Here is a 13,833-nt window from a genome sequence, read left to right as displayed (position 1 = left end):
GCGTGCATCACCTTCCCCGTACACACTTCTCATACAGGTCAAGCAGCCGACCTCCGGGGTCGTACGCCCGCTTGACCGGCCAGTAGGCCTCCCCGTTGTAGAACTCCCAGAACTCCTCGCGTTCGTAGTAGGACGACGAGTAGAGGGATTTGTGCCCTTCGAGCTGGTGGACGGCCTGCTCGATCGCGCGGTTGTAGTAGCCGTCCTGCTGGCCCCGGGGCAGGGCCACCATGCCCCAGAATCCGAAGTTCACGTAGAGGCGACCGGTCTCCAGCGGATAGAGCGACCAGTCGCGTGTCGCCCTGAGGGGGCACATCCACACGGGGGTCATCCCGACGTGGTTGACATAGAAGTCCAGGAACTCGGCGCCGCGATCGATCGGCACCTCGATGTCCTGGATCACCGACTCCTGCGGGGGGTTGCCCCGCCAGCGGTCGATTCGGGCGGTGATGCCATGACGCTGGTCGAGCCCGACCAGCTTGCGGTAGACGTCGGACCGCATCCAGCGCTTGGGCATCAGGGATCGCACCAGCGGCTGCTGGACGCCGAACGCGCGGGAGCACCAGAACCAGTCGGTGTCCCAGCGCCAGAGGTAGTCGCGCACGGTCAGCCAGTCGCGGCTGCGGCTGCGCATCGACTGCCAGTAGATGCGCATGCCGGTGTAGTCGGATGCGTAGGGCGCGCGGTCGGCGAAGGTGCCGACGGTGATGTACATCTCGTCGGGCGAGTGGTAGGTGCCGTCGACGAAGTCGACCTTCTCGCCCTCGTGCTCCCGCCGGTCGCAGATCTCCTGCATGGCCAGCATGCACTTGGCCGCGTCGGTGAAGCGCAGGTGCGTGAGTTTCACGTACGGCTTGACCGGCGCGAGCCTGATCTTGATGCGCAGGGCGTAGCCGAGCGTTCCGTAGGAGTTCGGGAAGGCGTTGAAGAGGTCCGCGTACTCGTTGTCCGCACGCGCGACGAGGATGCGCCCGTCACCCGTGAGGATCTCCAGCTCCTCCACGGATTCGTGGGGCAGGCCGTCCTTGAAGCTCGTGGACTCGATGCCGAGCCCGGTGACCGCGCCCCCCAGCGTGATCGTCTTGAGCTGCGGCACCACGAAGGGCATCAGGCCGTGGGGCAGGGTGGCGTCGACGAGGTCCTCGTACGTCGTCATGCCCTGGACCTCGGCGGTCATCGTCTCGGGGTCGACGCTGATGACCTGGTCGAGATCGCGTGCCGAGAGCTTGGCCCCGTGGGCCGGCTCACGGAAACGGAAGAGGTTCGTGGTGGCTTTGGCCAGTCGTGGGGCCGAGCCGTCGGGAATCGCCGCGTAGGAGTCGCGAATCTGCTCGACCGCTCTCCTATGGGTGGTCATACTGGTCATGCGCTCGGGCATGACGCCACCCCCATATGTAGTCGTGATAGAGATCTTCCCAAGCGCACCATATCCCCCTAAACCCCCGCATACCAGACTCGACACGTTAAGCACCGGAAAACTGTCCACACCTGGTCAACGGCGTTTTACGACGGGATTCACTCCGTTCACCACGTTGATGACGGGCGCTCCGCCGACGGCCGCCGCGAGGTTCCCGACCACACACTGGACGAGCCGGGTGGTCGACTGCGGGGTCACCCCGGCGGCGTGCGGTGACAGCAGGATCCGGTCGTCCGACCGCAGCGGGTCGTCGAGCGGCAGGGGCTCGGTGGTGAACACGTCGAGCGCCACCCCGGCGAGGTTGCCCGCCTCGATCAGCGCCTTCTCGTCGACGATCCCGCCCCGGGCCGCGTTGACCAGGAACGAGCCGGGCTTCATCGCCGCCAGCCGGTCTGCATCGAACAGGCCCCGCGTGTCGTCGGTCAGCGCCACGACGATCACCACGATGTCACTGGTGGCGACGAGCTGGTCGAGGTCCTGGTAGGCGGCACCGTAGGTCTCCTGCCTGGGAGAGCGCGACCAGTAGGCCACCTCGCAGCCCATCGCCCCGAACATCCGGGCGCAGGCCGCGCCTATCGGTCCGAACCCGACCAGGCCGACCTTGCACGACGACAACTCCCTCGGCTGGAGGGTGAGCTGCGGCCAGTCGCCCGCCCGCACCGCCGCGTCGCCCTGAACGAGCCGCCGGACCAGCGCGAACGCCGACGCGACGCACCATTCGGCGACCGCGATGGCGTTCACTCCGGCCGTGTTGGCCAGCGGCACCCCGGCGTCGGCGAGCGCGGCGAGGTCGTGCCCGTCGACCCCGACGGCGGGCTGCTGGACGAACGCCAGCTTCGGCGCGCGCGCCACCGCCTCGGCGTCCAGCACGAGCTGGGAACTCCAGTCGCCGACGACGATCTCGGCCTCGGGCAGCAGGTCGAGCACGGCGGCCCGGTCCCTGCTCGCGGGGGTGACGACGTCGATCCGGTCGCCCAGACCCGACAGGAGCCCGCGAACCGCGTCGGCGGGCAGCGGCGGCAGCGCCAGCAACCGCCAGGGACGCCCTAAGTCGGTCATGCGCTCAGCCTGCCATGCCGCGCCCGACACGCCACGACCGGGTTGCGAGTCGTTGCCGAATGTTGTTCTACTGACCCTCGTGACCATGGAGACGGGCGGCCCCTTGGCCGGGATCAGGGTGCTGGAACTGGCCGGGCTCGCCCCCGGCCCGTTCGCCGGGATGATGCTCGCCGACCACGGCGCCTCGGTGTTGCGGATCGACCGGGTCTCCGCCGTATCCGACAAGCCCCGGCGCGAGGTGATGGACCGGGGGAAGCGCACGGTCGGGCTCGACCTGAAGTCGCCCGAGGGCGTGGCCGCCTTCCTCGAACTGGCCCGGCACGCCGACGCGGTGATCGAGGTCTTCCGCCCCGGCGTGGCCGAACGCCTGGGCATCGGCCCCGCCGACCTGCACGCCGTCAACGAGCGCCTGGTCTACGGACGGCTGACCGGATGGGGCCAGGACGGCCCGCTGGCCCCCCGGGCCGGGCACGACATCGACTACGTCGCCATCTCGGGGGTGCTCTCCCAGCTCGGCCGGGCCGGGGAGCGGCCCACGCCGCCGATCAACCTCCTGGGCGACTTCGCGGGCGGGGGGCTGATGCTCGCGTACGGCATCCTGCTCGCCCTGATCGAACGCGAGCGCACCGGCCGGGGCCGGGTGGTCGACGCCGCCATGGTCGACGGAGCGGCCGTGCTGTTCTCGATGTTCTACTCCCTCACTCAGTCGGGCTTCTGGGGGCCGAGGGGCACGAACCTGCTCGACGGCGGGGCGCCGATGTACGACACCTACGAGACCAAAGACGGGAAGTACATGGCCGTCGGCGCGCTGGAACCCCAGTTCTGGGGCGAACTGGTGGCCCGTCTCGGCGTGCCCGGCATGCCGAGCCAGGATCAGCGGAACTGGCCGGAGATCAGGGAGCGGCTCACCGAGGCGTTCAAGACGCGCACCCGCGCCGAGTGGGAGGCCGTCTTCGCCGACTCCGACGCGTGCGTCTCCCCCGTCCTGGACCTGGCCGAGGCGCCCGACCACCCCCACAACGTCGCGCGCGGCACCTTCGTCGAGGTCGGCGGCGTGGCGCAGGCGGCCCCCGCGCCCCGCCTGCTGGGCGCCGCGACCGGTGACCTGGCCCCCGCCACCCGCCTCGACGACCTGACCGCGTGGGGCCTGCCCGAAGAGACGGCGACCCGCCTGCGAGCACAAGGAGTACTGGCCTGATGGACCTGCTGGAGGCCCTCTACACGACCCGCGCGATGCGCCGGGTCAAGCCCGACCCCATCCCCCTCGACGTCCAGAAGCAGATCATGGACGCCGCCGTCCGCGCCCCGAGCGGCGGCAACGCGCAGGGCTGGCGTTTCCTGCTGGTCGACGACCAGCAGGTCAAGGACCGGCTCGCGCCCCTCTACCAGGACGCGCTGGCCCGCCTCTACGCCGGTCACTACAAACGCCAGCGCGAGATCGCCGAGGCCGCCGGCGACCAGCGGTCGCTGAACGTCATGAAGTCGTCCCAGCACCTCGCCGACCACTTCGCCGAGTATCCGCTGCTGCTGTTCGCCTTCACCCGCAACGACCCCAGCGGCGGCTCGATCTTCCCGTCGGTCTGGAGCGCCCAGCTCGCCGCCCGCGGCCACGGCGTCGGCACCGCCCTCACCACGGTGCTGGGCCTGTTCCACGGCGCGGAGGCGATGAAGATCCTCGGTGTGCCGGAGGGGAAGGGCTGGGAACTCGCCTGTACGGTCACCTTCGGCTACCCGACGGGCAGGTGGGGCGTGGCCCCCCGGCGTCCGGTCCACGAGGTGAGCTACCGCAACCAGTGGGGCGAGCCGGTCGGCTTCGAGGCCGACGAGCCCCTGTGGGGCTATCCGGCCTCGGAGTAGGTGGGCCGGGCCGCGATGTAGAGGTCGACGCCGGCCTGGTGGTGGACCTCCAGGTCGGTCGTGAACGAGCGGCGCTCGGGGTGCTGCCAGAGGAACTGCCAGGCCTCGATCAGCGTCTGGGGCAGCGGGCCGCGGACCTCCAGGTGGAGGCTCGGCACCCCGGGCACCCGCACCGCGACCATGCCCTCGGGCAACCGCGCGGCGGTGTGAACCGCTATGCCGATAATCTGGGTGTATGCCCCGGTGTGATCGCTTTCGTAGTCGGTCAGCACGGCGTAGATGTTCTCGTCGACCCGTCCCGGCACGTGCGCGAAGGCGCCCGGCGCCCCGGCGCGCTGCCACAACGCCGGCAGCCGGGCACGCTCCGGGTCGGCCTCGGCCTCGTTGGTCGTGCGGGTGGCGTAACCCACGACGAGCAGCTCAGGCCTGTCGGCAATGATCAAGATCGTTCCCCTCGACGAATGGTGATCACCGCAATCCTACGGAACGCCTCGAACTACTAGTCTGGACAGACGTGCGATTCCTCAACGACATGACCCCGCCGTACGACCTCACCTACAGCGACGTCTTCATGGTCCCATCGAGGTCGGACATCGGGTCGCGACTCGCCGTCGACCTGTCCTCCCCTGACGGCACCGGCACCACCATCCCGATCGTGGTCGCCAACATGACCGCCGTCGCCGGTCGCCGCATGGCCGAGACGGTCGCCCGGCGCGGCGGCATCACCGTCATCCCGCAGGACATCCCGATCGACGTCGTCTCCGACGTGATCTCCTGGGTGAAGAGCCGGGACCTCGTCCACGACACCCCGATCACCCTCACCGCCCACGACACCGTCGGCGAGGCGCTGACCCTGCTGCCCAAGCGGGCCCACGGCGCGGTCATCGTGGTCGACCTCGACAACCGGCCCGTCGGGGTCGCCACCGAGGCCGACTGCCAGGGGGTCGACATGTTCACCCAGCTCGGCGAGGTGATGACGCCCTCGCCGCAGGTGCTGCCCGAGGGCATCGACCCGCAGACGGCCTTCGACCTGCTGCACGACCGGCGGCACAAGCTGGCCCCGGTCGTCGACGAGGAGGGCCGGCTGGTAGGCGTCCTGACCCGCACGAACGCGCTGCGCGCCACCCTCTACCAGCCCGCGGTCGACGGCTCGGGCCGCCTGCGGATCGCCGCGGCGGTCGGCATCAACGGCGACGTCGCCGCGAAGGCCAAGGAACTGGTCGACGCCGGGGCCGACGTGCTCGTCGTCGACACCGCCCACGGCCACCAGGAGAAGATGCTCGCCGCGCTGAAGGCGGTGCGTGCCCTCGACCCGGGGGTGCCGGTGGCGGCCGGGAACGTGGTCACCGCCGAGGGGGTCAGGGACCTGGTCGAGGCCGGGGCCGACATCGTCAAGGTCGGCGTCGGGCCGGGCGCGATGTGCACCACCCGCATGATGACCGGCGTCGGCCGCCCGCAGTTCTCGGCCGTGCTCGAATGCTCCCGCGAGGCCCGCCGCCTGGGCCGCCACGTGTGGGCCGACGGCGGCGTGCGGCACCCGCGCGACGTCGCGCTCGCGCTGGCCGCCGGGGCGTCCAATGTGATGATCGGCTCGTGGTTCGCCGGGACGTTCGAGTCGCCCGGCGACACCCGCACCGCCGCCGACGGCCGCCGCTACAAGGAGAACTTCGGCATGGCCTCGGCCCGCGCCGTCAAGCTGCGCACCGCCGAGGACACCCCGTTCGACCGGGCCCGCAAGGCGCTGTTCGAGGAGGGCATCTCCACCTCGCGCATGTACCTCGACCCGGCCCGCCCGGGGGTGGAGGACCAGATCGACGCCATCGTGGCGGGCCTGCGCTCCTCCTGTACGTACGCCGGCGCCACCAGCCTCCAGGAGTTCCACGAGAGGGCGGTCGTGGGCGTGCAGAGCGCGTCGGGCTACAGCGAGGGCATGCCGCTCCACCAGAGCTGGTGATTTGACGGGCCGTGCGGGTAGAGGGCGGGTCTTCCACCACGAACTCTGAGGAGAAGGCTCTGATGTACGAAACGCCCACGCACGGCCCGGCCATGCCTCTGGCGGACCGGCGCCTGCTCGTCAGCTACGACCGCTACACCGCCGCTCAGAAGACCGTCGACACGCTGTCGGACGCCGGTTTCCCGGTCCAGGAACTCGCCATCGTCGGCACCGACCTCCGCATGGAGGAGAAGGTCACCGGCCGCCTCACCAACGGCCGCGCGGCGTTAACCGGGGCCGTCAGCGGCGGGGTCTTCGGCCTCGTCGTCGGCCTGTTCCTGGGCCTGTTCACGACCACGACCACCTCGTTCGTCGCGCTGGTCCTGTGGTCGATCCTGTGGGGCGCGATCGCCGGGGCGGCGTTCGGCTTCACCAGCCACATGTTCCAGGGCGGCGTCCGCGACTTCACCTCCCGCAACTCGATCGTGGCCGGACGCTACGACGTCCTGGTGACGGCCGGCGTGTGGGAGCGGGCGCAGACCATCCTCCAGGGCGGCCTGGCCCCCGCGGACACCGTCGTCGTCGAGCGCCCGCCGAGCGCCGGCCCGGTGCCGCCCGCGACCACCGACGCGACCACCGACGGGACGACCGCCGAGCACGAGATCCCGGCCCAGCGCCGTCCCGAGGACGCCGAGGCGGACACCGGCACCAAGCGCCGGTGACCCGGACGGGCGACACGCCCGGCGGGGCGCTCGGGGGTGCCGGTAGAGTCGTGCGGTCCGGCCCGCAGAGCGGTCGGCGGCCGGTCGGGGGCGGCGCGTCACTCCGGCCGGCGTGTCCGGGCGAACCGAACGGCGCGCCTTGAACCAAGGAGACCCACGTGGCACTCGAGAAGCCCGAGATCGACTTTCCGGAGGGCCAGGCGCCCGCCGACCTGGAGATCGTCGACCTGGTCGTCGGCGACGGTCCTGAGGCCAAGCCGGGGCACACCGTGAGCGTGCACTACGTCGGCGTCGCCTTCTCCACCGGCGAGGAGTTCGACGCCTCGTGGAACCGCGGCGACACCTTCCAGTTCCCCCTCGGCGGCGGCCGGGTCATCGCCGGCTGGGACCAGGGCGTGGCCGGCATGAAGGTGGGCGGACGCCGCCGCCTCACCATCCCGCCGCACCTGGGTTACGGCAACCGGGGCGCCGGCCGGGCCATCAAGCCCGGAGAGACCCTGATCTTCGTCGTCGACCTGCTCGGCGTGAGCTGACGTTCGCCCGTTCGTCACGGCCCGGTCCCCGCGAGGGCACCGGGCCGTGGCGTCGGCGGGGCCGGTGCGGCAGGATTACGGTGTGTTGCTGATCGATCTTGCCAGGACCTCCGCCGCCGTCGCGGCCGACTCGGCCCGGCTGGCGAAGATCCGCCACCTGGCCGAACTGCTCGCCCGGGTGGGCCCGGAAGAGGCTGAGATCGCCATCGCCTACCTGTCGGGCGAGCTGCCCCAGCGCCAGATCGGCGTCGGCTGGCGCTCCCTCCAGGACCTCCCCGAACCGCGCCTGGCCGCGACCGCCACCCTCACCCAGATCGACGCCTTCCTCGAACGCATCAAGGCCCAGTCGGGCCCCGGCTCGCAGGCCGCCCGGCGTGCCCTCGTCAGCGAGTTGTTCGGCGCCGCGACCCGCCAGGAACAGACCTTCCTGAGCCGCCTGCTGACGGGCGAGCTCCGCCAGGGCGCACTCGACGGCGTCATGATCGAGGCCATCGCCAAGGCCGCCGACGTCCCCTCGGCCGAGGTGCGCCGCGCGCTCATGCTCCGCGGCTGGTTGCCCGCCGTCGGGGCGGCCGCGCTGGCCGGGGGCGTGACGGCGCTGCGCGACTTCCACCTGGAGGTCGGCCGCCCGGTCGCCCCCATGCTGGCCCAGAGCGCCCCCACCGTGACGGCGGCCCTGGAGAAGATCGGCGGCCCGGCGGCGATCGAGTGGAAGCTCGACGGGATCCGGGTCCAGGCCCACCGGTCGGGCGACGAGGTGCGCGTGTTCACCCGCACCCTCGACGACATCACCGAGCAGGTGCCCGAACTGGTCGAGGCGGTCCGCGGCCTCACGGCGACCGACATCGTGCTCGACGGCGAGGTCATCGCCCTGCGCGACGACGCCACCCCGCTGCCCTTCCAGGTGACCGCCAGCCGGGTGGCGACCAAGGTCGGGCCGCGCGAGGTGCCCCTGAGCGTCTTCTTCTTCGACGCCCTGCGCGTCGACGGGGCCGACCTGCTCGACCTGCCCGACGCCGAGCGCCACGCCGCCCTGACGGCCGCCGTCCCGGCGTCGCTGATCACGCCCCGGCTGGTCACCGGCGACGCCGAGGAGGGCGAGGAGTTCTTCGCCGAGGCGGTCCGCAAGGGCCACGAGGGCGTGGTGGTCAAGGCCCCGGCGACGGCCTACGCGGCGGGGCGGCGCGGGGCGGGCTGGATCAAGGTCAAGCCCCGGCACACCCTCGACCTGGTCGTGCTGGCGGCCGAGTGGGGTCACGGGCGGCGCGAGGGGAAGTTGTCGAACCTGCACCTGGGGGCCTACGACCCGGAGACGGGCGGGTTCGTGATGCTCGGCAAGACCTTCAAGGGCCTGACCGACGAACTGCTCGCGTGGCAGACCGAACGTTTCCTCGAACTCGCCGACGGGCCCACCACGGAGTGGACGGTCCCGCTCAAGCCGGAACAGGTCGTCGAGATCGCCTTCGACGGGGTGCAGCGGTCGACGCGTTACGAGGGGGGCATGGCGCTGCGGTTCGCCCGGGTGCTGCGCTACCGGCCCGACAAGCGCGCGGAGGACGCCGACACGGTCTCAGCGGTCCGCGCGCTGCTGCCTCCCGCCTGACCCGCCCGTCGCGGCACCTGCTCGTCGCGGCGCGGTGCGGGCGCGGCCGGGTGGCGTCTCGTGCGGCGCGGGGCGGAGGCGGCGGGGGTGCCGGGGTGGGCGGAGCCGTAACGGAGCAGCAGCTCTTACTTGATGAGCCGGACCGTCAGCGGGTAGCGGAAGTCGCCGTCGGCCAGGGCCGAGACGCCGCCGACGATGGACAACACGATGCCGAGGACCCAGCAGATCGGCACCAGGACGACGCCCACGATCGTGAACGGCAGCAGGATGGTGGCGCCGAAGACCGTCAGGTGGAAGTTGAGGGCCTCCATGGCGTGCCGCCGGACGTAGGGCGAGGTGCGGCCGGCGGTCAGCAGCATGATGAGCGGGCCGACGACGAACAGGCCGGTCAGGGTGATGAGGTGGGCGGCGGCGCCCGCCACGCGGTCGGTGCCGTCGGCGGCGCGGGCCGGTTCGTCGTGGGGCTTCGGGTAGGCCGTCAGCGTGGGCACGCGGTTGTAGAGGTCGGCCATGACCGGCGCCAGGTCCGCGTGGGTCTGCGCGGTCATGGCGTGGTCGAGCCGCAGGTCCATCTCGTCCTTGTCGAGTCGCCCCTCGGCGTAGGCCAGCTTGACGTGTTCGACGACCTGCTCGCGGTCGGCGTCGCCGACGCGGAGATGGGCGGGTGGCACGGGTCCGCGCCCCGGCGCTGCGGGTGAGAACGACGTCGCCATGAAACCCTGCCCTTCTGCGAAGAAACGTGTCTTTTCGAGTCTGCCTCTTCCCATCCTGGCCGACACCGTCACACCGAAGAATCGGGGATGACCCCGACGCGCCCCGGAGATCTCCCAGAGGGACGCGCTCCGCCCGATCGGACGGTATACAAGGGGTATGAGATGGCGTGACCGCTACGGACTACGGCGTAACCGGGGTCCGAAAGTGCAGCGTTTCGACCGGGAGGCCACCGATCAGGACATCGAGTCACTGATCGAGTTCGCCAAGTCCCGCATCGGCGTGGAGTTCTACGTCGAACCGGAAACCTTCGCCACCGACACCACCGCCGTCGCGGTCGCCCACGACGGCGAATGGACCCGCCGCCGCGTGGGCTCCCCCGCCGTCATCAAGAAGGTCGCCCGCGACCTGCGGCTGCCCGTCTACGACGTGCAGCTCACCGGCTATCCGGCCCGGATGAGGGCCTACAACGAACGCCGCCGCCAGGCCGACGGAGTCTGAACCGGCCCTTCGCCGTTCCCTGAGGCGGCGCGTCATCTCCCTGTCGCATGCGCCGTGCCGGAGTCGGCGATCCTCCGCAGCAGCGGGGTGAACCAGCTCATCAGCGGCGGTCCCATCTCACGATCGAGTTGTTCCGGTGTCGGCATGCGTTCGCCGACGTCGTCGGGGGTCAGCAGGCGGGCGATGGCCTCGGTGAGGATGAGCGCCATCGTGTAGCGCGGTTCGGCCGCCAGCGCCCGGTCGAGCGCCATCGTGGCGAGGGCGCAGTCGCCCGTCCGCCAGGCCGCGGCCGCCAGCAGCGACGCCGCCGGGGTGACCAGGCCGGGTGACAACCGGCGGGTCAGGTCGCGCCACAACGTCACGTGGGCGGGGTGGTCGTCGATGAGGGTCCAGGCCTCGTCGCGGACCCGGATCAGCCACAACGCCAGGCCGAGCCGCGCGGCGTCGTCGTCGGACAACCTCCCGCCGCGTTCGTGACACTCGACCGCCGACCGCACGCGGCGAATGCCGTCGGCCAGGTAGGCGGCCGGGTCGGCCTTCTCCACCCAGCCCCACACCTCACGCTCGGCCTGCTCGGTCGCGCGGTCCATCGCCGCGCGGGCGGCGCCGGTCACGGGCGCGACCGTGTGCTCCAGTGCGGCGCGGTCGGGCAGCGCGACCATGCCGCGCACCACCGCCTCGGCCGCGACGGGATGGGAGGCGGCGTCGTAACGGATCCCGCCCGGCGGACATGGATGCAGGCGGGACCAGTAGCGGCCCTCATGCGCGCGTAACGCATCGTGGACGGCGATGCCGGCCGCCGCCAGGAGACGCACGGCGTCGTCGAGGGCGGGCGCGGTCAGGGCCGCCTCGCCGAAGGCGGCGAGCACGGTCGCGTCGGCCTTCTCCCGGGCGAGCAGCGGCCGCAGGTCGTCGAGGGCGCCGGGGAGCAGCGGCAGGTCCCAGCGGGTCGCGACGCGGACGGCGGCGTGTTCGAGGCCGATGACGACGAGACTGTCGGCGGGGTGGAAGCCGAGCAGGTAGGGGATGGCCGCCAGGATGTCGGCCGGGGACGACAGGCGGAGCCGGTGGGCGATGGGCATGGGGACAATCGTGGCGGCGTGCCGGGTGCGGGAAACGGACATGGATCCGGCTGTGGAAAACCGTGTTCGCTGTGGGCATAGCTCTGGAAACCGCAAAAGGAACCGCGCGGCATGGGACGGTTGTGCGTCGAGGGGAGCAGCGTTGACGGGCATGCGAGATGTTCCGGTCACCGAGGGATGGTCCGGCCACGAGCGGGCCCGGCTGGAGAGCCTGCTGGCCGGGGAGACGGTCATCGTCAGCATGAACCGCCGCCGCGGGCATCCGAACTTGATCGCGTGGGCGAGAACCGCCGGTCTGTACGTCCGCATCGACACCCGCAGCGAGTGGGCCAACCCCCACGAGAAGGACGACGTGCTGCGCGGCGAGCAGCTGCGGCGCTTCGAGTCCTACCTGACCGGGCGGCCCGAACTGCTGGCGCGCGTCCCCGAACTGCGCGGCAAGGCCCTCGGGTGCTGGTGCGTCCCCGGCCCGTGCCACGGCCAGGTGCTCAAACGGCTCGCCGGGGGCGTGGTGGCCAGGCCGTCGCTCTCCCCGTCCGAACGGGCCGCGCTGGCCGAGGCCGAGGCCGAGATCGAGGCGGCCGGGGTCGGCGGGCTCGGCCGGGTCGGCCAGGCGCTGACCCGCATCCGCGACCTGCGGCTCTACCGCGCCACCTACGCCGGGTTCGACGACTACTGCCGGCAGCGCTGGGGCTTCACCCGCCACCACGCCAACCGCCAGATCGCCACCGCCGGCCTGATGGCCAACCTGGGCCGCACGCCGGAACCGCGCCTGACGGCCGTCCGCGACCTGATGGGCCAGCTCGACGGCGAGCCCACCCCCGAGGCGATCCGCAGGTGGATCGGCCTGATCGACGAGGGGATCGCGGAACTACAGGCCGCGCGGCGGCGGCTGGAAGGCCGGCTGCCCCGGCCCCTGAACTAGCATCCGGTCGCGCACCATCATCGCCGCCCCCGCCACCGCGCACGGCATCGCCGCGATCGCGAGGAACGGCACGAGGAACGTCACGAAGACGGCGGTGCCGAACCCGAGCGACATGGCCCGGTTCGCCTTGACCACGGCGAACCGGTACTTCCGCCGCACCCCGCGGCGCTCCATGGCGAGCGCGGTGAGCTCGACGGTCAGGAAGTATCCCGACACGAGCGCCCCGATCACCGGCACGACGGTCTGCCCGACGACCGGCACGAACCCCAGCACGAACAGCGGGAGCGTGAACATCAGCACGTAGCAGAGGGTGATCAGGCTGTCTTTGACCGACCGCAGGATCCCGAGCACGAGCGGCGTGTCGTCGTGGTGGACGGGCCCGCCGAGGCTCTCCTCGACCTGCTCGGAGATCTTCTCGTAGAACGGCTCCCCGATCGCCAGCGAGGCCGCCGTGAACAACACGATCGACAACACGGCCCCGACGATGACGAGCAGGACCCCGACGAGGGTGCGGAAGAGGTCACGCCATCCCCAGTCGTCGGCGAACGGCGTCATCCAGGCCGCGACGTCGGCGGCGTTGACGGCCAGCAGCACGAGCAACCCCGCGAAGACCGCGAACGCGATCAACGCCGGGATCAGCCCGAACAACCACCAGCGGGGATGCCGGGCCATCCACCCGATCCCCCGCAGATAGCAGCCGACACCATCGAAGAACCCACCGGCCTGCCTGCGCACCGGCCCACCACCGACCATGAGGGCGAGGCTAGCGAATCCACGCCCTGACCGCGATCTACCGACTTGTACGGTTGCGCCGGGCTAGGCCCGCGTCCACAACGAGGTGACCTCGACGCCCAGTTCGGCCAGCAGGCGGCGGACGAGCGGGAGTGAGATGCCCAGCACGTTGCCGTGATCTCCCTCGATGCCCTCGACGAACCAGCCGCCCAGCCCGTCGAGCGTGAAGGCCCCCGCGACCCGCAGGGGTTCGCCGCTGGACACGTAGGCCGCGATCTCCGCCTCGGACGGGGTGCCGAAGCGTACGGTCGTCGCGCAGGTCTCGGCCGCCTCGCGGCCCGAGGTCACGTCGATCACGCTGTGGCCGGTCAGCAGGCGGCCGGTTCGGCCTCGCATGGAGAGCCACCGTTCCGTAGCCTCGCCGGTCGACGCGGGTTTCCCGTAGGCCACCCCGTCGAGCTCCAGCACGGAGTCGCAGCCGATCACCAAGGCCGGGCCGGAAACCGTGTCGGCGACCGCTCTGGCCTTGGCTTTCGCCAGGACGAGGGCGAGGTCGGACGGGGTCGGGGCGGTGATCGCCGACTCATCCACGCCGCTGACGATGACTTTGGGCTCCAGCCCGGCGGCGCGCAGAACGCCGAGGCGGGCCGGGGAGGCGGAGGCGAGAATGAGCTCGGTCACGTCAGCCCACCTTAGTCCCGAAGTCGTTTTCAACGTTTGTCAACCGATATGCGGGCTGATGGTCATGAGGAGTACCT

Annotated in this window: 15 protein-coding genes; 8 read left to right on the top strand and 7 right to left on the bottom strand. The window is 71.3% G+C overall.

The features are described 5' to 3' along the window. Positions 1–7: 7 nt before the first annotated feature. Together GT755_RS06400 and GT755_RS06395 are read right to left on the bottom strand one after the other, a co-directional pair. Positions 8–1,378 carry an FAD-binding oxidoreductase gene (locus GT755_RS06400; RefSeq protein WP_235966167.1) on the bottom strand — a complete coding sequence of 457 codons (1,371 nt, stop codon included), beginning with the start codon at positions 1,376–1,378 and terminating at the stop codon, positions 8–10. A gap of 114 nt (positions 1,379–1,492) precedes the next feature. Then, positions 1,493–2,476 (bottom strand): 2-hydroxyacid dehydrogenase, encoded by a 984-nt coding sequence (locus GT755_RS06395; RefSeq protein WP_161478803.1) that lies wholly within the window; start codon positions 2,474–2,476, stop codon positions 1,493–1,495. An 85-nt stretch (positions 2,477–2,561) separates the two neighbouring features. On the opposite strand from GT755_RS06395, the gene GT755_RS06390 reads away from it, so the two are divergent. Both GT755_RS06390 and GT755_RS06385 read left to right on the top strand, forming a co-directional pair. Next, positions 2,562–3,674: a CaiB/BaiF CoA transferase family protein gene (locus tag GT755_RS06390; RefSeq protein ID WP_161479316.1), complete on the top strand. Its 1,113-nt coding sequence runs from the start codon at positions 2,562–2,564 to the stop codon at positions 3,672–3,674. Continuing rightward, positions 3,674–4,333: a nitroreductase family protein gene (locus tag GT755_RS06385; protein ID WP_161478802.1), complete on the top strand. Its 660-nt coding sequence runs from the start codon at positions 3,674–3,676 to the stop codon at positions 4,331–4,333. The genes GT755_RS06390 and GT755_RS06385 overlap by 1 nt, the downstream gene beginning before the upstream one ends. Here GT755_RS06385 and GT755_RS06380 read toward each other — a convergent pair. Next, complete coding sequence (locus GT755_RS06380; protein ID WP_161478801.1) at positions 4,315–4,776, bottom strand: GyrI-like domain-containing protein; 462 nt, start codon at positions 4,774–4,776, stop codon at positions 4,315–4,317. The two genes, GT755_RS06385 and GT755_RS06380, sit on opposite strands and share 19 nt — an antisense overlap. Before the next feature lie 71 nt (positions 4,777–4,847). Here GT755_RS06380 and GT755_RS06375 point away from each other — a divergent pair, with 71 nt between their 5' ends. The 4 genes from GT755_RS06375 to GT755_RS06360 all read left to right on the top strand — a co-directional run bounded on the left by GT755_RS06375 (position 4,848) and on the right by GT755_RS06360 (position 9,124). Further along, entirely contained in the window at positions 4,848–6,287 is a 1,440-nt protein-coding gene (locus tag GT755_RS06375; RefSeq protein ID WP_161478800.1) for a GuaB1 family IMP dehydrogenase-related protein, read from the top strand. A 62-nt stretch (positions 6,288–6,349) separates the two neighbouring features. Next, positions 6,350–6,988 carry a general stress protein gene (locus GT755_RS06370; protein WP_202609731.1) on the top strand — a complete coding sequence of 213 codons (639 nt, stop codon included), beginning with the start codon at positions 6,350–6,352 and terminating at the stop codon, positions 6,986–6,988. Between the two features lie 158 nt (positions 6,989–7,146). After that, positions 7,147–7,521 carry an FKBP-type peptidyl-prolyl cis-trans isomerase gene (locus tag GT755_RS06365; protein WP_030454703.1) on the top strand — a complete coding sequence of 125 codons (375 nt, stop codon included), beginning with the start codon at positions 7,147–7,149 and terminating at the stop codon, positions 7,519–7,521. Between the two features lie 82 nt (positions 7,522–7,603). Next, positions 7,604–9,124: an ATP-dependent DNA ligase gene (locus GT755_RS06360; RefSeq protein ID WP_161478799.1), complete on the top strand. Its 1,521-nt coding sequence runs from the start codon at positions 7,604–7,606 to the stop codon at positions 9,122–9,124. Positions 9,125–9,249: 125 nt separating this feature from the next. On the opposite strand, the gene GT755_RS06355 is transcribed toward GT755_RS06360, so the two are convergent. Beyond that, on the bottom strand, positions 9,250–9,795 hold the full coding sequence (locus GT755_RS06355) for a DUF1707 and DUF4870 domain-containing protein (protein ID WP_328794208.1): 546 nt from the start codon (positions 9,793–9,795) through the stop codon (positions 9,250–9,252). Between the two features lie 199 nt (positions 9,796–9,994). On the opposite strand from GT755_RS06355, the gene GT755_RS06350 reads away from it, so the two are divergent. Then, a complete protein-coding gene (locus GT755_RS06350; RefSeq protein ID WP_062334982.1) occupies positions 9,995–10,336 on the top strand; it encodes a hypothetical protein in 342 nt (113 codons plus the stop codon). 32 nt (positions 10,337–10,368) lie between these two features. On the opposite strand, the gene GT755_RS06345 is transcribed toward GT755_RS06350, so the two are convergent. Then, positions 10,369–11,418 carry a DUF4192 domain-containing protein gene (locus tag GT755_RS06345; RefSeq protein ID WP_202609730.1) on the bottom strand — a complete coding sequence of 350 codons (1,050 nt, stop codon included), beginning with the start codon at positions 11,416–11,418 and terminating at the stop codon, positions 10,369–10,371. Between the two features lie 151 nt (positions 11,419–11,569). Between GT755_RS06345 and GT755_RS38430 the strand changes: the two genes are divergently transcribed. Next, on the top strand, positions 11,570–12,343 hold the full coding sequence (locus GT755_RS38430; protein WP_202609729.1) for a DUF4326 domain-containing protein: 774 nt from the start codon (positions 11,570–11,572) through the stop codon (positions 12,341–12,343). Here the strand turns inward: GT755_RS38430 and GT755_RS06335 are convergent. Then, positions 12,290–13,096 (bottom strand): EI24 domain-containing protein, encoded by an 807-nt coding sequence (locus GT755_RS06335; RefSeq protein WP_161478797.1) that lies wholly within the window; start codon positions 13,094–13,096, stop codon positions 12,290–12,292. The genes GT755_RS38430 and GT755_RS06335 overlap by 54 nt on opposite strands. Before the next feature lie 63 nt (positions 13,097–13,159). Continuing rightward, entirely contained in the window at positions 13,160–13,756 is a 597-nt protein-coding gene (locus GT755_RS06330; protein ID WP_328794207.1) for a Maf family protein, read from the bottom strand. Positions 13,757–13,833: the final 77 nt, after the last annotated feature.

Origin of the sequence: Herbidospora solisilvae (assembly GCF_009901565.1) — a bacterium.
GTDB classification, from domain to species: Bacteria; Actinomycetota; Actinomycetes; order Streptosporangiales; family Streptosporangiaceae; genus Herbidospora; species Herbidospora solisilvae.
This window is presented reverse-complemented; position numbering and strand designations above follow the sequence as displayed.

Excerpts from the sequence above, each read along its gene's own strand:
- GT755_RS06400 (WP_235966167.1), bottom strand. The coding sequence starts at position 1,378 with ATGCCCGAGCGCATGACCAGTATGACCACCCATAGGAGAGCGGTCGAG.
- GT755_RS06395 (WP_161478803.1), bottom strand. The coding sequence starts at position 2,476 with ATGACCGACTTAGGGCGTCCCTGGCGGTTGCTGGCGCTGCCGCCGCTG.
- GT755_RS06370 (WP_202609731.1), top strand. The coding sequence starts at position 6,350 with ATGTACGAAACGCCCACGCACGGCCCGGCCATGCCTCTGGCGGACCGG.
- GT755_RS06345 (WP_202609730.1), bottom strand. The coding sequence starts at position 11,418 with ATGCCCATCGCCCACCGGCTCCGCCTGTCGTCCCCGGCCGACATCCTG.
- GT755_RS38430 (WP_202609729.1), top strand. The coding sequence starts at position 11,570 with ATGCGAGATGTTCCGGTCACCGAGGGATGGTCCGGCCACGAGCGGGCC.
- GT755_RS06335 (WP_161478797.1), bottom strand. The coding sequence starts at position 13,096 with ATGGTCGGTGGTGGGCCGGTGCGCAGGCAGGCCGGTGGGTTCTTCGAT.
- GT755_RS06390 (WP_161479316.1), top strand. The coding sequence starts at position 2,562 with ATGGAGACGGGCGGCCCCTTGGCCGGGATCAGGGTGCTGGAACTGGCC.
- GT755_RS06350 (WP_062334982.1), top strand. The coding sequence starts at position 9,995 with ATGAGATGGCGTGACCGCTACGGACTACGGCGTAACCGGGGTCCGAAA.
- GT755_RS06385 (WP_161478802.1), top strand. The coding sequence starts at position 3,674 with ATGGACCTGCTGGAGGCCCTCTACACGACCCGCGCGATGCGCCGGGTC.